At 70.3% G+C, this 21,980-nt stretch carries 21 protein-coding genes; 19 read left to right on the forward strand and 2 right to left on the reverse strand.

Annotation, left to right across the window (positions count from 1 at the left end):
• Positions 1-251: 251 nt before the first annotated feature.
• The 3 genes from ACIQF0_RS44665 (at position 252) to ACIQF0_RS44675 (ending at position 2,836) form a co-directional block, all read left to right on the forward strand.
• The gene (locus ACIQF0_RS44665) at positions 252-752 is read left to right on the forward strand and encodes a SigE family RNA polymerase sigma factor (RefSeq protein WP_360045608.1); all 501 of its coding nucleotides are present in this window, start codon (positions 252-254) and stop codon (positions 750-752) included.
• Complete coding sequence (locus tag ACIQF0_RS44670; protein WP_401040648.1) at positions 752-1,828, forward strand: hypothetical protein; 1,077 nt, start codon at positions 752-754, stop codon at positions 1,826-1,828. Before ACIQF0_RS44665 ends, ACIQF0_RS44670 begins: the two co-directional genes overlap by 1 nt.
• A gap of 144 nt (positions 1,829-1,972) precedes the next feature.
• Positions 1,973-2,836, forward strand: coding sequence for a class I SAM-dependent methyltransferase (locus ACIQF0_RS44675; RefSeq protein WP_401040651.1), 864 nt, complete (start codon positions 1,973-1,975; stop codon positions 2,834-2,836).
• Between the two features lie 53 nt (positions 2,837-2,889).
• On the opposite strand, the gene ACIQF0_RS44680 is transcribed toward ACIQF0_RS44675, so the two are convergent.
• On the reverse strand, positions 2,890-5,250 hold the full coding sequence (locus ACIQF0_RS44680) for an ATP-binding protein (RefSeq protein WP_401040654.1): 2,361 nt from the start codon (positions 5,248-5,250) through the stop codon (positions 2,890-2,892).
• Positions 5,251-5,400: 150 nt separating this feature from the next.
• Here ACIQF0_RS44680 and ACIQF0_RS44685 point away from each other — a divergent pair, with 150 nt between their 5' ends.
• The 14 genes from ACIQF0_RS44685 (at position 5,401) to ACIQF0_RS44750 (ending at position 18,695) form a co-directional block, all read left to right on the forward strand.
• On the forward strand, positions 5,401-7,317 hold the full coding sequence (locus ACIQF0_RS44685; protein ID WP_401040656.1) for a S8 family serine peptidase: 1,917 nt from the start codon (positions 5,401-5,403) through the stop codon (positions 7,315-7,317).
• A 202-nt stretch (positions 7,318-7,519) separates the two neighbouring features.
• Positions 7,520-7,822: a gas vesicle protein gene (locus tag ACIQF0_RS44690; protein ID WP_401040658.1), complete on the forward strand. Its 303-nt coding sequence runs from the start codon at positions 7,520-7,522 to the stop codon at positions 7,820-7,822.
• Positions 7,823-7,839: 17 nt separating this feature from the next.
• Positions 7,840-8,145 carry a gas vesicle protein gene (locus ACIQF0_RS44695; RefSeq protein ID WP_401040661.1) on the forward strand — a complete coding sequence of 102 codons (306 nt, stop codon included), beginning with the start codon at positions 7,840-7,842 and terminating at the stop codon, positions 8,143-8,145.
• Positions 8,142-8,825 (forward strand): GvpL/GvpF family gas vesicle protein, encoded by a 684-nt coding sequence (locus ACIQF0_RS44700; RefSeq protein WP_401040665.1) that lies wholly within the window; start codon positions 8,142-8,144, stop codon positions 8,823-8,825. The genes ACIQF0_RS44695 and ACIQF0_RS44700 overlap by 4 nt, the downstream gene beginning before the upstream one ends.
• Entirely contained in the window at positions 8,818-8,976 is a 159-nt protein-coding gene (gene gvpJ / locus ACIQF0_RS44705) for a gas vesicle protein GvpJ (RefSeq protein WP_319980723.1), read from the forward strand. The genes ACIQF0_RS44700 and gvpJ (ACIQF0_RS44705) overlap by 8 nt, the downstream gene beginning before the upstream one ends.
• Positions 8,973-9,242 carry a gas vesicle protein K gene (locus ACIQF0_RS44710; RefSeq protein ID WP_360045624.1) on the forward strand — a complete coding sequence of 90 codons (270 nt, stop codon included), beginning with the start codon at positions 8,973-8,975 and terminating at the stop codon, positions 9,240-9,242. Before gvpJ (ACIQF0_RS44705) ends, ACIQF0_RS44710 begins: the two co-directional genes overlap by 4 nt.
• Positions 9,239-9,574: a gas vesicle protein GvpJ gene (gvpJ, locus tag ACIQF0_RS44715; protein WP_360045626.1), complete on the forward strand. Its 336-nt coding sequence runs from the start codon at positions 9,239-9,241 to the stop codon at positions 9,572-9,574. The genes ACIQF0_RS44710 and gvpJ (ACIQF0_RS44715) overlap by 4 nt, the downstream gene beginning before the upstream one ends.
• Complete coding sequence (locus ACIQF0_RS44720) at positions 9,571-10,278, forward strand: GvpL/GvpF family gas vesicle protein (RefSeq protein ID WP_401040670.1); 708 nt, start codon at positions 9,571-9,573, stop codon at positions 10,276-10,278. Before gvpJ (ACIQF0_RS44715) ends, ACIQF0_RS44720 begins: the two co-directional genes overlap by 4 nt.
• Before the next feature lie 124 nt (positions 10,279-10,402).
• A complete protein-coding gene (locus tag ACIQF0_RS44725) occupies positions 10,403-11,872 on the forward strand; it encodes an FAD-dependent oxidoreductase (RefSeq protein WP_401040672.1) in 1,470 nt (489 codons plus the stop codon).
• Positions 11,869-12,915: a hypothetical protein gene (locus ACIQF0_RS44730; RefSeq protein ID WP_401040674.1), complete on the forward strand. Its 1,047-nt coding sequence runs from the start codon at positions 11,869-11,871 to the stop codon at positions 12,913-12,915. Before ACIQF0_RS44725 ends, ACIQF0_RS44730 begins: the two co-directional genes overlap by 4 nt.
• Before the next feature lie 28 nt (positions 12,916-12,943).
• Positions 12,944-13,540, forward strand: a complete 597-nt coding sequence (locus ACIQF0_RS44735; RefSeq protein ID WP_401040779.1) for a TetR/AcrR family transcriptional regulator — start codon at positions 12,944-12,946, stop codon at positions 13,538-13,540.
• 156 nt (positions 13,541-13,696) lie between these two features.
• On the forward strand, positions 13,697-17,347 hold the full coding sequence (locus ACIQF0_RS44740) for a CHAT domain-containing protein (protein ID WP_401040677.1): 3,651 nt from the start codon (positions 13,697-13,699) through the stop codon (positions 17,345-17,347).
• Positions 17,348-17,364: 17 nt separating this feature from the next.
• Complete coding sequence (locus ACIQF0_RS44745) at positions 17,365-17,757, forward strand: hypothetical protein (RefSeq protein WP_401040679.1); 393 nt, start codon at positions 17,365-17,367, stop codon at positions 17,755-17,757.
• Positions 17,754-18,695, forward strand: a complete 942-nt coding sequence (locus ACIQF0_RS44750) for a hypothetical protein (protein ID WP_401040682.1) — start codon at positions 17,754-17,756, stop codon at positions 18,693-18,695. The genes ACIQF0_RS44745 and ACIQF0_RS44750 overlap by 4 nt, the downstream gene beginning before the upstream one ends.
• A gap of 300 nt (positions 18,696-18,995) precedes the next feature.
• Here ACIQF0_RS44750 and pdxY read toward each other — a convergent pair whose 3' ends face one another.
• Positions 18,996-19,847: a pyridoxal kinase PdxY gene (gene pdxY, locus ACIQF0_RS44755; protein WP_360045640.1), complete on the reverse strand. Its 852-nt coding sequence runs from the start codon at positions 19,845-19,847 to the stop codon at positions 18,996-18,998.
• Positions 19,848-20,084: 237 nt separating this feature from the next.
• On the opposite strand from pdxY, the gene ACIQF0_RS44760 reads away from it, so the two are divergent.
• Positions 20,085-21,380, forward strand: a complete 1,296-nt coding sequence (locus ACIQF0_RS44760) for a serine hydrolase domain-containing protein (protein WP_401040686.1) — start codon at positions 20,085-20,087, stop codon at positions 21,378-21,380.
• Positions 21,381-21,466: 86 nt separating this feature from the next.
• Entirely contained in the window at positions 21,467-21,751 is a 285-nt protein-coding gene (locus ACIQF0_RS44765) for a hypothetical protein (RefSeq protein ID WP_401040689.1), read from the forward strand.
• Positions 21,752-21,980 lie beyond the last annotated feature (229 nt).

A 21,980-nucleotide genomic window follows, 5' to 3' on the forward strand; every position in this document is an offset into this window, starting at 1 on the left:
CCGGACGCCCGGTTCTGGAGGACCGCCACCCAGGTGCCGTTCACGCGTAACACCGGCACCCGCTGTCAGGTCTGCCCATCCCGGCCACCACGGCGAAGACCGCCGCGTGGATGAAACCGCGTTTGCGCACAGATCGCCCCTTGTGACGTCGTCCGGTACTTCCCCTCGCCTCTACGACTCGTGGAGTGGATCGACCTGTTTGTTCGGGAAGCCGGTAAACGGTTCGCCGTCGGCGTGAGTCTTCAAGAGTGATGGCTGACTACGACGACTTCGCCCGAGCGCAACTGCCGCGGTTGCTGCGGTACGCGACGATGCTCACCGGCGAGCGGGAGCAGGCCGCTGATCTGGTGCAGGACGTGCTGGTCAAGATGTACCGGCACTGGTCCCGGATCAGCGGCACGGATCACCCCGAGCGGTACGTGCTGCGGATGGTGACCAACGGCTACCTGTCCTGGCGACATAGCTGGTCCGCACGTGTGATCACGCCGGGTGACCTCCCCGACGAGGCACGGGCGGACGATTTCGCGTCGGACCACGCCGCGCGCGAGGACATGTGGCAGCGCTTGGCGCGGCTGCCCAAGCGCCAGCGGGCCGTGGTGGTGCTGCGGTACTACGAGCAGCTGCCCGATTCCGAGATCGCCGGGCTGCTCGGCTGCGCCCAGGCCACCGTCCGGGCACACGCCCACAAGGCATTGGCGGCACTGCGAAACGGCTTGGCCATCGAGCAGATGGCAGAGGCCAGGGAGACGTGATGAACATCGAGAACCTGATCAAGGACACCTTCACGGCGCGCGAACGCGACGCGCCCGACAGCGATGCGGTTCTTGCCGCGGCGCGCCGGCGCATCGACAGCAGGCGCTCCGGGCTGAGCCGGCCGCTGGCGGTCGCCGCCGGGGCGACCGTGCTGACCCTCGGCGCGGTCACCGCCGTGGCGCTGAACCGGCCGGAACCCGTGGAGCAGTCCCAGACGAGCGCCACCGCCAACGGATCTCAGGGCAGCCAGGCCCAGGCTCCTGCCGGCCAGGCCGCCGCGGGTCTGCAGATGCCCTACTCCCTCGGCTGGCTCCCACCGGGCTCGGTCGCGTACCGGGCGCAACGGATCAACATCGGGTCCAGCGCGGCCGACCCGGGCACGCCCCTGTACGGCGGCGAGTACATGCTGACCGTCACGGCAGACGGTCAGGTCCTGCAGGTCGGCGTCCAGCAGTTCCGGATGGTGTCGGTGGACGAGGCGATGTTCAAGTCGGGTCCAGGCGCGCCCGTGACGATCAAAGGCCAGCGCGGGGTCGAGAGTTCGGTGTCCACCGGGCCAGGTGGGTACGAGCTGTACGTCGCGCACCCCGACGGCGGTTCGATGTACGTGCACGTGTCCGCCGAGCACGGCAGCACCGCGCCCGCACAGCAACTCGTCGACGCCGGCCGCCGGATCGCGGAGAACATCCAGTTCCCCGGCACGACGACCGTGACCCCGGCGTACGGCCTGCGCGACCTGCCCGACGGGATGCGGATCTGCGCCTTCGAGGTCGGACAGAGCCTCGACCGGGCCCCGGTCGCGCAGGGGACCAAGCCCGGGACCACCACCACGAGCTACTCGCTGGGCACGTGCGCCGTCCCGCCGACGGTCTTCGTCAACAGCGCTGTCGCGGGCGAACCGGCCGGCACACCGGGACAACCCGTGCAGGGCCGTGCGACACGCTACGTCGACGACAACGGCTACCACCGGTTGTGGGTCCTCGACGCGATCGGGGGAGCCCCGCTCTTCATCGCCGGCGAGGTACCCGAGGCCGATCTGTACGACATCGCCAACCGGCTCGTCCTGCCGCGCTGACCGCGGCTCGAACAGAGGTGAGCCAGAACCTGTCGCCGTTCAGCACTGGGGGGTACAGGTTCTGGGTGACCGGGATGTGGACGCGGCGACGTCGACGCCGGCTCGGCTGGGTTCTGACCGCACTTCGTGAGTAGCGTCGTGACCATGGAGAACGGCGGACCCAGCCGGACGGCGCTCGTCACCGCGTACGCCCGCGCCTACCACCAGATCGTTGACCAGCCACGGATCTTCACCGACCCCCTCGCGGCACGGCTGCTCGGCCATGCCGCGGACGAACTGCCGAGTCTGGGCACGGCCGCGACCGATCGCCTCGGCGGCGCCGTGACGGATCGGCGCCGCCGCCTGGTCTTCGCCACCAGGGCTCGTTTCGCCGAGGACACCGTGGCCGCGGCCGTCACCGCCGGTGTGCGGCAGGTCGTGATCCTGGGCGCGGGCCTGGACACCTTCGCCTACCGCAATCCGCGCCGTGATGTGCGCGTCTTCGAGGTCGACCACCCCGCCACCCAGGCGTGGAAGCGAGAACGCCTTGCCACGACCGGAATCGACAGTCCCGACACGCTGACCTTCGTGCCGGTCGACTTCGAAACCCAAGCGCTGGCAACGGAACTCGAAGCCGCCGGGTTCAGCCGGACGGACCCGGCCGTGTTCGTGTGGCTGGGCGTCGTCTACTACCTGACCCCCGACGCCGCCCACGCCACCCTCGCCTACATCGCCGGTCAGGCCCAGCCGGTCGAGGTGGTCTTCGACTACCTGCGGTCCGCGACCACCGACGCGGAACGCGCCCACCAGCGCGCCCGTGCCGATCGGCTGGCCGCCGTCGGCGAACCCCTGTTCAGCTACTTCACTCCCGACGGCATCGCCGCGCAGTTGCGCGCTCTTGGGTTCACCGATGTCGAGGACCACGCCGCTCCGGATCTGATCGCCGGCTACCTCGGCGGATCCGCGGAGTTCGAGGGCGAACCACCCTCGGCGCTGCACGCGATCCGCGTACTGCGCGCGAGCCGCTGAGGACGCCGTGGGTGCTGGCAACCGACGCGGCCCGTGGAGAAGCCGCGGGCCGTTCATCGAGGACTGTGCGTGGCGAGGTCGTCGGCGAAGGCGACGAGCGCGGCGTCGTCCAGGACGCGGCACTCGGTCCAGCGGTCTCCGAGCACGGTCAGGACATGATCCCGTGCGGCGGCCACGAACGGTGTGATCTTCTTGCGCCGCAGGCGATCCGCTGATCCCAGCAGCACAGCGGCCGACTCGGGATCGCGGGCGCAGAGGTACCGGGCGTGCAGGGTCAGGGCCTCCGCGACCGAGTCGCGGTCACGGGTCGTGTGGCTCAGCGAGATCCGCATGGCCTCCGCAAGTTCCCGCCACGCCGTCGCGTCGCGGAGCGCGTGCCGCACCACGCTCGCCCGCAGGTGGACGGTGGCCTCGACGCGGTCGCTCCCGTTCTCCCCGACGGTGTCCGCGAGCAGGCGGTCGGCGCGGTGCACGCAGGCGGCGGCCGCCGCCGGGTCGTGGTCCAGCAGCGCCAGTGCGGCGGTGGTCTCGGCGAGAGCGGCGAGCAGGGTGTGGCCGCCCTCGGTGAGCAGGCGGACGGCCTCGGCTGCCCTGCTGACGGTGGTCTCCAGGGCACCGAGGTCCAGAGTCAGCAGCGCGAGGTTGAACAGCGTGCGCCCCAGTTCGAACGGTCCGGCGCCCGCTCGGCGTTTCGCCGCCAGCGCCGCCTCCAGCTGCCGGATCGCCTGGTGCGGGCGTCCGATCTCGGCCAGCGCCGACGAGAGGTTGTTGAGCACGCGGCCGAGCGTCGCGTCGTCGCCGGAGAGGCGGGCGCCGGCCAGCGCCTGGCGCAGGTGCGCCAGAGCGGCACCGGGGTTGCCCCGCTCCACCGCGACCATGCCGAGCAGGCTCAGACCGGCGGTTCGCGTGCTGTGATCGTCGTCCGCCGCCACGGCGAGCGCACGCTCCGCCGACTCGCCGGCCGCGTCCAGGTCGCCGCGCAACGCCGCCAGCTGACCCGACCTGATCAGCAACGGCGGGATCCCGCCCGTGCCCACCTGGCTGAGCAGCTCCGCGCCTTCACCGAGCCGTCCAGCGCCCTCGTAGAACTGGGTCAGCGCCATCGCCGTGGCCGCGTCGAGCCGCGCGGGGTCCTCGGCGGCAGCCCAGCGCACCGCGGCCCGGATGTTGGCCGCGTCGAGGGCGCCGAACGTCGAACCGGCGCGCAACCGGTCGAGGTAGTGCGAGGCGATCCGGCCGCGGGCGTCGTGGGAGTCGAGCTGTTCGGCGGCCAGTTCGGCGACGGTGTCCGGCAGCGTGTACCGCGACGTGTCGCCGTCCGGGGTGAGCCGGACCAGGTTGATGTCGACCAGCTCGGTCAGCTCCGGCAACGGCTGGCCGAGCAGCGTTTCGAGGTCCTCCAGGCGGACACCGCCGTGGAAACCGCCCAGGAAGCGGAACGTGGTGCGCGCTTGCGCGGTCACCAGGTCCAGCGTGGCCTCGATCGACGCACGCAGCGAACGGTGCCGGGCGGGCAGGTCGCGCGGCCCGTCGGTGAGGTACCGCAACCGGTGTGTGAGGCGCGTGGCGAGGTCCGCAGGGCTCATCAGCCGCACCCACCCCGCCGCCAGTTCGATCGCCAGCGGCAGGTGCTCGACCTTCTGACAGATGGCGTGCACCGCGTCGTCGGCGCCCTCCAGCCCGGCTCGTCGCACGAACAGCGCTGCCGCCGCTTCACGCGGCAAGCCGCTCAACGCGAGCACGTGTTCGTCGCGCACCCGAAGCGGCCGCTGGCTCGTGACCACGACGGTCAGGCCGGGGCAGCGGCGGGGCAGCGCGGCGAGGTCCGCCGCGGCGTCCACCAGTTGCTCGAACCGGTCGACCACCAGCACCACCCGCCGGTCGCGCAGATGCGCGGCCACCCGGTCCGGCGGCGCCAGCCGGGACGGACCACAGCCCAGCGCGTCCGCCACGAGATCGCCGACCAGCGTCACGTCGCTGACGGCGGACAGGTCGAGCGTGCACACCACCAGATCGGTGCGCCCGCCGAGCAACGCGGCCAGTTCCGCGGCGAGGCGCGACTTGCCGGCGCCCGCCGGGCCGGTGATCGAGACGAGCCGGTGCCGGGTCCGCAGCACCAGGTCCAGCAACGACCGCAGCTCGTCGTTCCGCCCGACCAGGCCGTCCGTGCCGGCAGGTGCCGAGGGGGCCGACGGTGTCGAAGGGCGTGCCGTGGCGAGGAACGCGGTCAGGTCGTCGCCGGTCAGCTTCAGCGCCGTGGCCATCAGCCGCGCCGACTGCGCTCGCGGAACCCTCCTGCCCTGCTCCAGGTCCCGCAACGCGCGGTCACTGATTCCGCTGAGGCGCGCCAGCTCCACCTGGCTCAGCCCGGCGGCGGCCCGGTGACGGCGCAGCAGCTCGGCGAACGCGGACACCGCGCCGACCGTAGCGGAAGTTCACCGGAAACTCCGGCGGTTTCCCTGGCTTCCGCCCGCACCGGGTAGTCATCGTCGGTGCCGGACGTCGGGGGACATGTCCACGATTTCGTTGGGAGGACGGAATTGTCGTACTCATCAAGACGGGTGGTGCTCACCCTTGCGACAGCGGCGCTCGCTTTCGCGGGGCTGGCCACACCCGCGACTGCGGCACAGGGCGAGATCCGCGTGGGCGCGGGGGCGAAGACCATCGCGGGCCGATACATCGTGGTGCTCAAGGAGAACGCGGACGCGGCGGACGTCGTCACCAGGAACGGTGGCGGTGAGGTGAGGCAGACCTGGCGGCACGCGCTCAAGGGGTTCGCGCTCGGGGCCGACGAGACCACGGCCAGGCGGATCGCGGCGGACCCGCGCGTCGCCTACGTCGAACAGGACGCCGAGATCACCGCGGACGCGACCCAGCCGACGCCGTCGGCGTTGTGGGGCCTCGACCGGCTCGACCAGATCAGCGGGAGGTCCAACGGCCAGTACGTCTCCGCCGGTTCCGGTGCCCGCGACGTGCGTGCGTACGTGATCGACACCGGCATCCGCACGACGCACACGGACTTCGGCGGCCGCGCGAGTTGGGGCACGAACACCACTGGCGACAACAACAACACCGACTGCAACGGCCACGGCACCCACGTGGCGGGCACCATCGGAGGCACCACGCACGGCGTCGCGAAGTCCGTGCGGCTGGTGGCGGTGAAGGTCCTCAACTGCTTCGGTTCGGGCACCACCACAGGTGTCATCAGCGGTGTCGACTGGGTGACCCAGAACGCCGTGCGCCCGGCCGTGGCGAACATGAGCCTCGGTGGCGGTGCCAGTGCGGCGCTGGACGCGGCGGTCGAAGCCTCGATCGCCGCGGGCATCACGTACGCGGTCGCCGCGGGCAACTCGAACGTCGACGCCTGCCAGACCTCGCCGGCCCGCGCGCCGAACGCGATCACCGTCGGCGCCACCGACCGCAACGACGTGCGGCCGACGAACTGGACCAGCGGTGGCAGCAACTTCGGCAGCTGTGTGGACGTCTTCGCGCCCGGCGACGACATCACCTCGCTGTCGAACACCAGCGACACCGCCACCAGGTCGCTCAGCGGAACGTCGATGGCGGCGCCGCACGCCGCCGGTGTCGCCGCGCTGTACCTGCAGCGCAACGCGAACGCCTCGCCGACCACCGTCTGGTTCGAGATGGCGTTCACCGAGTCCGTCAAGGACGTGGTGGTGAACGCGGGCGCGGGCTCGCCGAACCTGCTGCTCAACTCCCGCTACACCTTCGGCGGGCCGGACGGCGACTACAACGGCGACCAGCGCACGGACACCACTGTGTGGCGTCCGTCGACGGGCCAGTGGTTCGTGCGCAACCAGTTCACTCAGCAGTGGGGTCAGCAGGGCGACGTCCCGGTGCCGGGCGACTACAACGGTGACGGCGTGTCCGACGTGGCGGTGTGGCGTCCGTCCACCGGTCAGTGGTTCGTGAACGGCCAGTTCACCGTCGCGTGGGGGCAGCAGGGCGACGTCCCGGTGCAGGGTGACTACAACGGCGACGAGATCACCGACGTCGCGGTGTGGCGTCCGTCGACGGGCCAGTGGTTCGTGCGCAACCAGTTCACCCAGCAGTGGGGCCAGCAGGGTGACATCCCGGTGCCCGCCGACTACGACGGCGACGGCGCGGCGCAGGCCGCCGTGTGGCGTCCGTCCACCGGCACCTGGCACTACATCGGTGTGTTCGGCGTCGTCGTGTCCGTCCAATGGGGACAGAGCGGTGACGTTCCCGTGGTGGGCGACTACGACGGTGACGGCGGGTTCGACCTGACGGTGTGGCGTCCGTCGACCGGTGAGTGGCACGTGCGCGGCGTCAGCTCGACGCAGTGGGGTCAGCAGGGCGACGTGCCGGTGCCCGGCGACTACAACGGCGACGGGGTGGGGGACCTGGCGGTCTGGCGCCCGTCCACCGGGCAGTGGTTCGTGCGCGACCAGTTCACCGTCGCGTGGGGCGTGCAGGGGGACAAACCCCTGGCGTCATGACGACAGAGCCGGGGCCGCCTTCCTCGCGAAGGCGGCCCCGGCCGTCCTGCGTTCCAACGGACGCGGCTGAGACGCCTTTCGGCGCTGCGCATTCGGGCAGCTGGACCAGTATTCGATTCGTTCGACCGCCTGAGTGAATGTGTCAATTGTTCCCCTCAGTGGATGCGGTAACGTTCGGTCCCGTATGCCTAAGATGTTTCTAGTGGACGTCGAATCGAACGATACTCATCCACCTGGCAAACCTGAGAAATTGAGTGCCGCATTCGCCATTCGCGCTGCGACGGAGCAGTTCGGTGCTCTGATCGGCAGGGCGCCGGAAGCCGTTTCGGGGATACGCGCGCTGCCGGACGGCGGCTGGTCGGTGCTGGTAGACGTCGTCGAACTCGAACGCATCCCCGCCACCACCAGCATCATCGCCACCTATCGGGTCGACGTCGACCCGGCGGGTGAGCTGTGCGCCTGCGAGCGGCTCAGGCGCTACACCCGTGGAACGACTGACATGTGACGGGACGGTTGCGAGAGGTGAACAACACATCCAGTTCGCTCGCCGACACATTGGAACGGGTTCTCGACAAAGGCGTCGTGATTGTCGGCGACATTGCCGTGTGCGTGGTGGACATCGAGCTCCTCACGTTGCGAGTCCGGCTGTTCATCGCGTCCGCGCAGACAGCGCGTGAAATGGGAATGGACTGGTGGACGAACGATCCGTTCTTCACGCCGAAAGCGGTGGAAACGGACACCGGGAAGAACGAGTTGGCCCAGGCGAACGCCGACCTGCGCGACCGCGTCGCGGCGTTGGAGCGGGCACTGGGGGAGGAACGGGCGTGAGACGCGGCCTGTACGCCTACGCGATCACCAGAGCACGGCGGATCGACCTGGAAGGGCCCTGTCTGATCAGCCATCGGGGCCTGGCGCTGGTCGTGGCCGAGGTCGACCTCGACCGGTTCACCGGGCTCGACTGCGACGAACCAGAGGAGAACAGCCCGTTGGCCGTGCTGGTCCGCGAGCACGACGCCGTGGTGCGCGCCGTGTTCCGGCACGAACCGGTGCTGCCGTTGCGGTTCGGCACCGTCCTCGACGGCGCCGACGCCGCCGTACGGCTGCTCAGCGCCCGTCACGTGGAGGCGCTGGCCTGGCTGGACCGGGTGGAGGGACGGCGGGAGTGGGGAGTGCGGGTCCGCGCGGCCGGGCAGGATCCGGTGAACCTGGACGAGGTGTCGGGAACGGCTTACCTCTTGCAACGGCGTGCACGGCTGGCCGCCGCCGAGAACGCCCGTCACGACGCCGCTGCCGTGCATCGGGAACTGGCCCGGCGAGCCGCCGAGAGCACCTTCCGCGACCTCGCGGGCGATCTGCTCCTCGAAGCGGCGTACCTGGTCGACACCGGAAACGAGGAGGACTTCCAGGCGGAGGTCCACCGGCTGACCGGGGAACTGGGGCTGTCAGCGGAGATCACCGGGCCGTGGCCGCCGTACTCGTTCACGAAGGTGGAGTTCGCCGATGCCTGAGCACAGCACCACGACCCTGGTCGACCTGCTCGACCGCGTAGTGCACCGGGGTGCGGTCGTGCGCGGTGACGTGGTCATCACGCTGGCGGGTGTCGAGCTGATCCGGCTCGACCTGCGACTGCTGCTGATCGGCCTCGGCGGCGCCAGGTGAGTGCGCAGGACGCGGGCAGAGGACTCGGCCGGATCGTCGTGGCGGTCCTGGAGATCGTGTGTGAACTGCTGGAACGCCAAGCACTGCGCCGGGTGGACGCCGGCACCCTCACCGACGAGGAGGTCGAGAACCTGGGGCAGGCGCTGGTCTCGCTGCAACGCCAGTTCGCGGCGCTGCGCGAAGCACTCGGAGAACCGGACACCTCCGCGGTCAGGCTTCCCGTCGACATCGCGAGCCTGCTGCACGAAGAGAGGACATCATCGTGACCGCTCCCGCCACGCAGAACTCGGGCGGCCTGGCCGACGTGCTGAACGTACTGCTGGACAAGGGACTCGTGATCGACGCGTCGGTGCGCGTCTCGCTGATCGGCATCGAGATCCTGGCCATCGAGATCAAGGTCGTGATCGCCAGCGTCGACACCTACATCCGGTACCTGGAGGCGATGCACCGCCTGGAGACGGTCCGGCGCGGAGTGGTCGTACCGCCGCCCGTCGCACAAGGCATCGGCGGCACCTACGGCCTGCTGGCCGCCGCTGTCCCCGCTGTGGTCACCCCTGCCGTGGCCACCCCGGTGCCGGCGGAGCAGACCCACCCGTGAGCCTGCACCTGCACGCCGTCGTACGGGCGACCCATCTGCTGCCGCACGGGTCCCCGTTCCGGCTCGTCGAGCTGGAGGACCTCGCCGTCGTCGTCAGCGAGCATCCCGATGGCCGCGCGCTGACCGAGCAGGAGGCCGTCGACGACCTGGCCGGGTTGTGCGCGCTGCTGCCAGGCGGACCGGTGGTGCCGCTGCGCATCGGCACCACGGCAGTGGACGAGACAGCCGCCCGTGCCGCCGTGCACGCGCTGTCCGTGCCGGTGGTGCGAGACCGGCTGAACCAGCTCGACGGTGTGGCAGAGGTGCACGTGCGCTTGGTGTTCGACGAGGACACCGCACTACGCGCCGTCCACAACGAAAGCGGCTTCACCGGCGGCGGGGCCGATCTCGCCGCCACCATCGCACAGGGCGAACGGATCGCGCGGCAGATCGTGGCCTGGCGCCGGAACCAGGCCGACGGAATGCTCGCGTCGGTTTCAGCCGTTGCCCTCGCGGTGGCACTGCTCGACCCGCCGGTGCACACCGAGGAACACCGCGCGTTCCTGGTTCCGCTCGGCGAGGTCGAGGCAGTGCGGGACGGTGTCGCCGCGCTGGCCGGCGTCACGGCGATCTGCACCGGCCCGTTGCCCGCGTTCCACTTCCTTGACCTGGCACCACGACAACCGCGCCACCAGGACCAGCCGGCATCGCGCTGGGGCTGGTAGGCCCGGCGGCGGCTGGCCCGGCCGGCGCTCGTGGAGGAGCCGTAGCCCGTAAGCCGGATTGACGCCACCTCTCGTCATTCATACATTCGAGCTCTGGTTGTATGAATGACGAGGGGTGGTCCGCGTGACGCTGGGCAGAACCGCCGTCGTACTGGGTGGCAGCACCGCTGGTCTGTGCGCCGCCGGGGCGCTCGCCCCCTACTTCGACCAGGTGGTGGTGCTGGAACGGGACGAGCTCCCGGCCGTCGCGGAGCACCGGCGTGGCGTGCCGCAGAGCAAGCACCCGCACTTCCTGCTGAACTCGGGACGGCGCGCGATCGGGTCGCTGTTCCCCGGATTCGAGGATGAGCTCATCGCCGCGGGCGGGTTGCACCTGATGCCGTCTCTGGACGCCGCCTACCTCGACGGGGAGGGCTGGTCGGCGCGCAAGCGCGGGGCGATGACGATGATCTACGGATCGCGGATCCTCATCGAACGCGTGTTGCGCGACGCGGTTCGAGTTCTGCCCAACACGACCATTCGCGAGGGTGTCTCGGTGCGCGGCCTCACCACGCGGGACGGGGCGGTCACCGGGGTCGGCCTGTCCACGTCCGCCGGCGAGGAGCGCCTCGACGCCGACCTCGTGGTGGACGCGATGGGGCGCGGGTCCGCGGTCAGCGGCTGGCTCGTGGCCGCCGGATGGCCCGAGCCCGAGGTGCGCACGCTCGACGCCAAGGTCACCTACACCTCGCGCTGGTACGAGCTGCCCTCACCGGCCGAGCGACCGGCGTCGTGGTGGTGGCGGCACCTGGTGATCATGCCCACCCCGGACAAGGGGGAGCACCCCGCCGAGCACGAGTTCCTGGTGAACTTCTTTCCCGTCGAGGGGAACCGGGTCATCGCCTGCATGGGCTCGTGGGGAATCGACATGCCCCGCACCACCGAGGCGTTCGTCGAGTCGGCGCGCCGGGTGCGGACGCCGTTGTTCGCGGCCGCGATGGACCGGTGTTCACCCACCTCGGAGGTGCACCTGACCCGGTCGACGGGCAACAAGTGGCGGCGTTACGACCGCGTGAGCACACCAGGTCTGGTGTTCGTCGGCGACTCGATCTGCGCGTTCAACCCGTTCTACGCACAGGGAATCAGCTCTGCGGCGATGTCCGCGCTGTTGCTGCGCGAGCACCTGTCTCGCGCGCGACGCCTCGACGCGGAGGTCTGCACCAGGTTCTCCGCGGCACAACGCAAATCGCTCACCGTGCCCTGGTCGCTGGCCATGGCGAGGGACCAGGGCTACGAGTGCGCGGTGGGCACCGAGAAGGTGCCGGAGTGGTGGCGTCGCGTTCTCGCGGCCATGTCCGGCCCGGCTTTCAGCCTCATCGTCGGTGCGGCGCGTGAGTACGAGGTGGTCGACAAGCACTTCGCGAAGGTGTTCAACATGGACGAGTCGCTGGGCGAGATGATGCGGAACCCGCGGGTGATCGCGGCGCTCGTGCGCTACCGGATCCGGACGGCGCTGGGACGGCAGCGGATCCCCTTCGGGTTCGATCCCCAGGCGGAGCCGCCGGCCACGGACTACTCGCCGAACGGTGCCGCGGCAACGGTTACCGCTCGATGAGCGCCGGGTGCGGGCCGGAGGCGGAAGCCGTCGTCCGCGGCCTCGGCTTCGACTGCCACGACGTGTCACCCGTGGTCTCGGTGCGGTTTCCGTGGGATCTCGCGCACTGGACGATGCCGCTGCTCGAGCTGCTCGTCATCGGCGGCGCCGTTTTCGCTCTGGTGCACGCGGTGCGCCGCTACCGCCACGGCGATCCGATCAACCTGGCGCTGTGGTGGACGTCGCTGGTGTACCTCGCGGTGGTCGAACCGCCGCTGTACTTCCCGGAGTGGTTCGGACTCGACGAGATCTACGGTTTCATCTTCGCCCACAACCAGTTCACCGTGCAGTTCATGTGGGACAGGTTGCCGCTCTACATCATCGCGTTCTACCCGGTGATCAGTCAGCTCGCCTACGAGCTGGTGCGGTCGCTCGGCATCTTCCGGCGCCGCGGCGCGCTCGTGGGGTCGGTCGCCGTCGCCTTCGCCTGCCAGGTGTTCTACGAGGTCTTCGACCACATCGGACCTCGGCTGCAGTGGTGGGCCTGGAACCCGGACAACCGCATCGTCAACCACCCCGCGCTGGCAGGGGTGCCGATGACGAGCATGCTGTTGTTCGCGTCCGTTTCGTTGGGGGCCATGACGTATCTGGTCGTGCGCCTGGCCGGCGAGCGCCGCGGGCGGTCGTTGGTGCCGCGCGTCCTGCTCGCCGGCGTCCTCACGCCACCGACCATGACGATCGCGGGCATTCCGTCGAGCCTCTTCAGCGGCAACGCCACCGCCCAGGCCTGGGTTCTCGGCGTCGAGCTGGCTCTGGTGTGGCTGGCCGGTGGCTGGATCGTCCTGTCGCAGCTGAGGTCGCCGGGCCCTGGTGAACCGCTGTCCGCCTTCGTCCGGATCTACCCAGCCGTCTACCTGGGCGGAATGGCGGTGTTCTGGCTCAGCGCTCTTCCTGACGGCCCACCGATCGCAGGCGCGCTCTACGCGCTCGCCTGTTTCATCGGGGCCGGTCTGTTGCTCGCGGCGCTGCGTCGCGTGCACCGGAAAGCACCTTCCACCGTGTGAGCCAACGCTCTCAGGGATGATGGTGCGCATGGGGTACCACGGCTGGCAGGGCAACCCTCCCGGCACCGAGGACGAGGCGCGCCGCCGGATCGTGAAGGCGGCGATGGCCTGTGTGGACCGCGTCGGGCTCGCCAAGACCAGCATGTCCGTGGTCGCCGCCGAGGCGGGCGTGACGCGGCAGACCGTCTACCGCTACTTCCCACGCCTCGCGGACATCCTCAGCGCCGTCGCGCTGGCAGGCGTCGAGGACTTCGCCGCGCGGATGGCACGGCACCTCGCCTCGTTCGGCAGCCCGGCCGAGGTGGCCGTGGAGTCCGTGGTGTTCGGCGTCCTGGAGGTCCCGCGGGAGCCGTACCTGGGCCTGCTCCTGCAGGCGGGCGAATCCGACTTCTTCACCGTCGCGGTGACCTCCCCGGAGTCCTTCGCGCTCGGCGCGCGCATCCTCCGCGAGGTGCCGGTGGACTGGGCCGGTGCCGGGATCGCCACCGACGACGAGCTCCAGGGGCTCGCCGAGATCCTGATGCGGCTCTTCCTGTCGTTCCTGCAGCATCCCTCGACGCCGGCGCTCACCGACGACCAGCTGCGGGCTCTGGTCCGCCGGTGGATCGGGCCCGCTCTTCGGTAGCCGCCGTGTCCGACAGGCCAGAAGCCGCATGCGCACAACGGTCCCGCGCCGGTTCGCCCGCGTCGACGTCCGCACGTTCCTCCCGGCACGAGCCCGCTGACCGGGCGAGGAAGGGGAGGGGCTAACGACATCGGTTCGGAAGCCGACTACCCGTCCATGCGCGAGAAGTACCTGAAGGCGATCCAGGACCGGTTCATGGCGTTCACCCGGTCCCAGGACGGCTCTTCGGTGCTCGCGCCCGAGGCCGTCGCCGAGGCCGTGCGGCTGCTGGGTCCCGGTTACGCGGACCAGGGGATCCTCGTGCGTGACCCGGAAGCCCTGATGTGGGTGGGGATGTTGCACTGGGCCCGGTACGAGTCCTCGCCGATCGAACTGGCCGGTCGCGACCTCCACACGATGCTGAAGCTGTTCGCGATGGTGCACGACATCGCGCCGCAGTGGCTGCACCCGTTGGCGCGCAAACGGCTCGACGAAGCGGGCGAGCTGGTGCTCGACCAGCGCGTGCGGACGTTGACCGTCACCGGCAGGAGGATGGCGGACGAGGGCGCCCGGCGAGGTGACCTGGTTCTGATCGACCGCGCCATCGGCGTTCTCCTCGAGGCCGTCGAGATGCTGCCGGCCCGGCATCCGTTGCGGGCGGGATCTCTGAACGACGTGGGTAGCGCGTGGCTCACGCGCTACCACAACTCGGGGCTCGGCGAAGACGGTGAGCACGCGCTGCGGATGTTCCGCGAGTCGGTCGCCGCGGCGGATGCCGAAGACCTGCCGGAGATGCGGGTGGGACTGAGCAACGGTGCCCGCATGGTCTTCGACCGCACTGGACGGCCGGAACACGTCGAGGAGGCGGTGAACGAGGGCAGGGCGTCGGTCGAGGCGACGTCGCCGGACGATCCCCGCCGCGGCACCCGGTTGAACGTCCTGGCGGTGGCGTTGCGCAGCCGGTTCGAGGGAACGGGGAACATGGCCGACCTGGACGCGGCGGTCACACTGCTGCGAACGGCCGCTGAGGCCGCCACGGCGGATCACGGCACGGCGGGGATGCAGTGGAGCGACCTGTGTCTCGCACTGAGAATCAGGTTCGAGCACAGCGGTGACGCCGCCGATCTCCGAGAGGCGGTCACCGCCGGTCGCGCCGCCCTCCGTGACACCGGGGACGACGCCCTTCCCGGCACGCGCTCGGCTCGCCTGTGGTCGCTGGGGACCGCGTTGTCGACCTCCTACGTGCATTTCGGGATCGAGAGCGACCTGGTCGAGGCCACCGAGTGCGCCGAGGCCGCGGTCTCCCTCACCCCACCCGGCCACACCGAGGAGACGAGAGCGCTGCACCTGCTGGCGACCGTCACGGCGTTGCGGTTCGAGCTCACGGGCGACATCGACCTGATCGGCCGGGCCGTCGAGCACCACCGGCGCGCCGTGCGGATCATGCCGGACGACTACTGGGCGCGCGACGCCGTGCGGACCGGACTGGCCGCCTCGCTGTTGCGGCGGTTCTCCCGCATGGGACGCGTGGCCGATCTGGACGACGCCGTGCTGGAGGCACGTGCCGCGGTGGAGAGTTCGGAGCGCGGGACGGCGGGCCACGCTGCCTGCGTCGACACGTTCCGGCAGGCTTTGCTGCTGCGCTATCGCCACACGGGTGAACCGGCGGACCTGGCCGAGGCGGCCGAGGTGGCGCGCCGGGCGATCGCGGCGATGGGACCGGACGTTCCCGATCGTCCGCTCCTGCTGGCGAACCTCAGCGACGTTCTGATGAACCTCTTCGCCGCCCGCAAGAACCCCGCGTACCGGCAGGAAGCCATCACGCTGGCGCGGGAGGCGTTCGCCACCATCGGCGCGGCGAACGTGTCCAGAGGCAAGATCGCGCTCAACCTCGCGTTCGTGCTCGCCGGTGGAAGGGACGAGCTGGACGGAGACCGGGAGGACCTGGCTGAGGCGGAACGCCTGTGCCTCAGCGCACTGGCCGAGGCGCCGCGGTCCGAGGGCAGCGCCGAGGTGCTGAACCTGCTCGGGCTCATCACGGCGAGCACGTCCGACGGGCGGCTCACGAACCTCGACCGGGCAGTGGACGCGCACCAGCAGGCACTGGACCTGACGCCGCCGGACGATCCCGCACGCGCGGCCACCCTGGTGCTCCTCGGCACGGCCCGGCAACATCGCTTCGCGGTGTCGGACGACCCCGCCGACGCCGAAGCCGCGATCGACGCCTACCGGGCAGCGGCGTCCCACCCGCTCGCCCGGCCGGAAGTGCGTGCCAAAGCCGCCCGGTTCTGGAGCATGCTGGCGATGACCCGCGACGACCACGCGGAGGCCCTGGAGGGGTTCACCGCGGCGGTCGCGTTGCTGCCCGATCTGACCGGCCGCCGGCTCAACCGGACCACCAGGGAGAACCTGATCGCCGACTGGACAGGGGTCGCGGCCGACGCCGCCGCCTGTGCGTTGCAGGTGGGACGGCCGCGACGGGCCGTGGAACTGCTCGACCACGGGCGCTCGGTGTTGTGGGCGGACGCACTCCGGTCGCAGCAGGACCTCTCCGCACTGCTCGCGCACGTTCCGGATCTCGCCGAGCGGTTCACCGGCCTGCGCGCCCGGCTCGCCGCGGCCGACGCCGACGTGGCCGACCTCGATCCCACCTCGACCAGGCGACGGCGTGACGCGCACACGAGGCTGGTGACGGAGTGGGAGGAACTGCTCCAGCAGATCCGCGGTCTCCCCGGCTTCGAACACTTCCTGCTGCCCATGCCGTTCGCCGACCTGACCCAGGCCGCGGCCGGGGGACCGGTGGTGCTGGTCAACACCAGCAGGCTGCGCTGTGACGCCCTGATCGTGACCGCGGCGGGAGTCGACGTTCTGCCGTTGCCGCTCGATCTCGACGACGCGCTGCGCATGTGCAACGTGCTCCTGTCGGTGATCACCGATCTGACGGGCACCGGACTGGCCTCCCGCGTGGCGGCGCGCAGCAACCTCCGTTCGCTGCTGGCCGAGCTGTGGGACAGGATCGCGGAGCCGGTCCTGACCCATCTGGGGTTCGAAGGGGAGCTCCACGAGGACGAGACCGCGCCACGCGTGTGGTGGTGCCTCGTCGGGCCGCTGTCGTTCCAGCCGATTCACGCCGCGGGCCGCGACTCCGACCGAGTCTTCGACCGAGTGGTGTCCTCGTACACACCAACGCTGTCGATCCTGACCTCGGCACGCGCCCGCCCGGTGTCGGACGCAGTCCCGTCGGTGCTCGCGATCGGCCTGCCCGAGACGCCGGGACAGGCACCCCTGCCGTCGGTAGACGACGAGCTGCGCGTGCTGAGCAGCAGGCTGGCACCCCTGACGACACCGACGGTGCTCCGCGGCGAGGAAGCGACCCGCGACGCCGTCACGCAACTGCTGGAAGATCACCGGTGGGCGCACTTCTGCTGCCACGGCCACCAGGACATCACCGAGCCGGCCAACGGGCAGATCAGGCTCTGGGACCGCCCGCTGACCGTGCGAGACCTGGTCGCGTTGCGGCTCACGCAGGCGGAGCTCGCCTTCCTGTCGGCGTGCGACACCGCGGTCGGCGGGATCGCGCTGATCGACGAGTCGATCAGCCTGGCCTCCGGGCTGTCGGCGGCCGGCTACCGCCACGTGATCGGAACCCTGTGGTCGGCGGACGACGGGCAGTCGCCCGCCGTCGCCGATGCCGTCTACGCGACCCTGGTGCGGCCGGAAGGCGTCGACGCCGCTGCTCTCGCGGTGCACCGGGCCACCCGGGAACTGCACCGGCGGCTACCGCGCCGTCCTGAAGTGTGGGCCTGCTACGTGCACGTCGGCCCCTGACTCCGAAGGAGCTCGCAGTGGACCTCCCCCCGGGATACGACCTGCTGGTCGACCCCGAACTGACACCGGACCCGTCCTGGGTGACGGTCGATCTGCGTGAGGGAACTCCGGTGACGGCCGCGGCCGCGGCGCTGGAAGCACTGCTGCTGACGGACGGCCACCCCGGTGGGATCGTCCTAGCGGTCGAGGGACGACTGATCGGCGCGACGTCGCGTTCCTTCCTCGAAGCCGAGTTCTTCTCCGGCAGACGCACGTTCAGCGACGGCGACCGCGCGGCCCAGCCAGGGCAGTCGACCGCGTTCCGGCTGATCCGCTTCGAATGCGGCGTCTGCGACCGCACCGTGCACCGGATCTTCTACGACGAGCGGGCCGTCCCGGTCTGTCACGGCCCGATGCGGCTGGTCCGATGAGCCCGGCCGACGTCGCCAAGTCCTCGCTCGACATTCTTTCGCTGCGGTTCTTCGTGGTGAGCTTCCTTCCCACGTTCGCAGGCACCTGGTTCCTGCTGACGTTGGTGTGGGCCGGTGCGCCTGGGAACCGGATCGACTTCGGCACTGCCTGGGCCACCACCGCCAAGCTCGGTGCGGGCCAGGTGCTGCTGATCGTCCTCGCCGTCGTGCTGGTCTCCCTTCTGCTCACCCCTGTGCAGCTCGCCGCGGTCCGGCTGCTGGAAGGCCGATGGCCGAGATGGCCGCGAGCCGCGGGCCGGTGGTGGCAGTTGCGTCGCAAGAAGCGGCTCCAGGCACTTGCCGAGCCCGCCGAGTTCGACGAAGGCACACAGCCGGCCCCCGAGGCGGTGTTGCGCGCCGCAGAGGCTGGGGAGCTGCTGTCGCGACGGTTCCCGCATGACGACCACCTCGTCCGCGCCACAGCACTCGGCAACGCCCTGACCGCCATGGAGGACACAGCAGGGCGCGTGTACGGGTTCGACGCGGTGGTCGCGTGGCCAAGGCTCTACGTCGTGCTCGGCGACCGCATGCGAGCGATCGTCGACGATCGCCGCGACGTCCTGGACTCCAGCGCCCGGACCGCGGTCACCGGCGCTTTCGTCGCCGTGGTCTCGGCGGCGCTGCTCCTCCGTTCCGGACCGTGGCTGCTGCTGACCCTGGCGCCTGCCGCGATCGGAGTGCTCGCCTACTCGGGCGCGCGGCGAGCGGCGGAGAGCTACGCGGAGGCCGTGCGGGCCGCGTTCGACCTGCACCGGTTCGACCTGATCGGATCGCTCCACCTCCCTCTGCCGGCAACACCGGCGGACGAGGTCACGGTCAACAAGGCGCTGTGCGACCTGTGGCGGCAAGGAGTCCCGTTCGAGGACCCCTACCACCACCCCGGACAGGCCGACAAGTGAGCTGTAGGCGCGCACAAGCAGATCTGAGCACGCTCCTGGACGTTCCTGCCGGCATGGGTCCGCTGACCTCCTAAGTCGTCACCACCTGCGGAGACGCGCCGGCGTCGGCCGCGAGGTCACCGGAACAGTCGACGTTCTACGGGGGATCGGGCTTGGCGTTGAGTTGGGCGGGGGACGCGGGAGCGGCTGCACCGTCCGGCCCGCCACCCGGTGCTGTCGGTCTCGTGGCTCGGCACCGACCAGCACGGGTGGCGGTCGAACGGTCACAGGTCGTCCTGCGCGGGGTGGCGCGACTCGGGCTCAGCGCACCTGCTCGGCCTTGAACTGCATCCGCGGCGTCGCGTAGTACTCCTGGGCCTGCACCAGCCGCAGCTCGCGCTCACCGGAGCGGTAGGTCAGGTCGATCAGGTCGAAGACGCTCGACGCGGTGCGCTCCAGCGCCAGCGCCGCGTCCTTGGTCTGGACGTAGTGGGCGGTGAACAGCGCGGCCGTGACGTCGCCGGACCCGTTCGCCTTGAACGGCAGGTGCGGGGTGCTCACCAGCCACGACCCGGCGGTGTCCACGACGAGCATCTCGATCGTGCCCTCCTCCCGGTCGGGGCGCTCGACGCTCGTGACCAGCACGGTCGACGGGCCCATCGCGCGGGCGAGGTCGGCCGACGCCAGCGTCTCCTCGACGCTCGCCGGTTCGGTGCCGGTGAGGAAGCCCAGCTCGAACTGGTTCGGGGTGATGATGTCGGCCGCCGGCACGACCCTGTCGCGCAGCAGCACGGGGATCTCGGGCGCGACGAAGCAGCCGGACTTGGCGTTGCCCATCACCGGGTCGCACGCGTAGAGCGCCGCCGGGTTCGCGGCCTTCACCCTGCGCACCGCGTCGATGATCACGTCGGCGATGCCCGTGCCGCCCTGGTAGCCGGACAGCACGGCGTCGACCTGCGGGAACACTCCGCGTTCTTCCACCCCGAGGAGGATCTCGGCCACGTCCGACGGCGGCAGGAGCGGACCGCGCCACGCGCCGTACCCGGTGTGGTTGGAGAAGTTCACGGTGGGGATCGGGACGACCTCGACCCCGAGGCGCTGCAGCGGGAACACGGCGGCGGAGTTGCCGACGTGGCCGTGGGCGACGACCGACTGGATGGACAGAACCTTCATCCGTCCACCCTAGAACGGACCCCTTGACGTCGTGGCACCCACCGGACCACGTGCGAGAACGTCCGAGAGGACCACCGTCCCTCGCAGACTGCGTGGACGCGGTTTTAGGCGTGATTCGGCGCACGGCCGAATGGCGGATGCTGCGGTATCCGGCGGTACTCGCCGGTGTGCGGGAGACGTAACGTCGCGGTGTTGCCCTGGACCCCGGTAGCGCAAGCATCGGGAGGACTCGCTTTCATGCCCGGCACCGACACCGCGCAGCTCGGGAAGATGTTCGCCGATCTCGCGCGACGCCACGGTGTTCCCGCCGCCCAGCTCTCCCTCCACGGAGACGGCCGGGCGATCGACGTGACCGCCGGCGACGTCGACTCCGACGCCAAGTTCCCGGTGGGGTCGATCACCAAGACGTTCACGGCGTCGCTCGCGATGCTCCTGGTGGCCGATGGTGACCTCGATCTGGACGACCCCGTCGGTGCGCACCTTCCCGAACTGGGCACCGAAGTGGACAGCCTCGGTGGCCGACTGACTCTGCGTCAGATCCTCAGTCACACCAGCGGGTTGCCGTCGAGTCTGGACGAACGGTCCGACGCCGCCTCCTCAACGCGCCAGTACCTGCGCGACTGCCGCGAGCTCGCTCTCGTCCAGCCTCCCGGCTCCGGGTTCACCTATTCCAACGTCGGATACGTGCTGATCGGCCGAATGGTCGAGGAGATCACCGGGATGAGCTGGTGGGACGCGGTCGAGGCGCTCCTGCTCAAGCCGCTCGGCGTGGAACCGTCGTTCACGGTGCGGCCGGGTGCGCGCGACTCCTTCGTGCCGGGGCACGCCGTGAACGAGACGAGCGGCAGGGCCGTCGCGGTCGCCCAGACGATCCGAGCGGTCGAAGCCGCCTGTGGTGCGCTCGCGTTGAGCGCCAAGGACCTGGTCCGGTTCGGGCTCGCGCATCTCGCCGGCTCCGCACCGCTGGATCCCGATGTGTGCCAGGACATGCGACGCCCTGTCGCCGGCGCCGAACCGTTCGGTCTCGCCGACGGGTGGGGGCTGGGCTGGGCCGTATTCCGGGGTGCCGACGGCGACTGGGCCGGTCACGACGGCAACGCCGACGGCACGTCCTGCCGCCTTCGAGTCGATCCGGCGCACGACCGCGTAGTCGCCCTCACCACGAATTCCGGCACCGGCTCGGCGTTGTGGGACGAGTTGGTTTACGAGCTGCGGTCGAGGGACATACCCGTGGGGCACTACGCCCTGCCAGAGTTGAACGAGCAAATTCCATTACCTGGCAACATGTTCGGCAGTTACCGGAATGGAGACGTGGAGTACGTGGTGGACGGGCCGGACGGTGACACGGCCTCCCTCGCGGTCAACGGAGAGAGGTACCAGGACCTCGCGCTGCACGAGGGCTGGCTCTTCTCTGTCCGTGAGCCTGCCTCCGGTCGCCGGATTCTCGGTGGTCGCTTCCTGGGCGATTCGTCGACGGGACAGGTGAGCGGGATCCAGACCGGCGGTCGTGTCGCCGGTCGCCGTAAACCTTGACACAGAACAACCTTGTGCACTGAGTTCCCGACGTCCTCCGACGGGCGCCGGTCGGTTCGACGCGCCCGGAAGGTTCGACATCCCCCATGGCCCACGACACGTTGCCGCACGAGACTGTGAGTTGTTCGACTCGGCTGCTCGGTGCGCTGGACGCGACCGCGTCGGCCGACGCGGTGCTGGTGCAAGAGGACGAACATGTGGTGCTGTTTTCCGCGCACCGTAACGAAGTCGACGAACGGTCGTTGTACATCGTGCCGGAGACGCTCAGCGTGCACGTTCACTGCGACCGCGCCACTCTCCACGACGCGGACCCGCTGGTCGTGGCCGCGACGGTGACCTCGACCCGGTGGTCGGCTCGTTCGCGACGGTAGCGGCGCCGCAGTCCACAGTGGATGATGCGGGCCCGCTCGCAGGCTTTTTGGCCCAGGTGGGCGGTTTGGCGCACGAACGAGCCTGAACGACTCATGGCCGACGGTGGTCGTGGCGGATCGCTTCGCCGACACACCGTCGTTGCCGGGACTTCAACTAGCCGATCTGGTGGTGTGCCAGGTCGAGCACGAGGGTGGTGTGTCGAGCGTGGTCGAATTTCAGCGAGATGGC

Source organism: Lentzea sp. NPDC092896, assembly GCF_044754905.1.
Classification (GTDB): domain Bacteria; phylum Actinomycetota; class Actinomycetes; order Mycobacteriales; family Pseudonocardiaceae; genus Lentzea.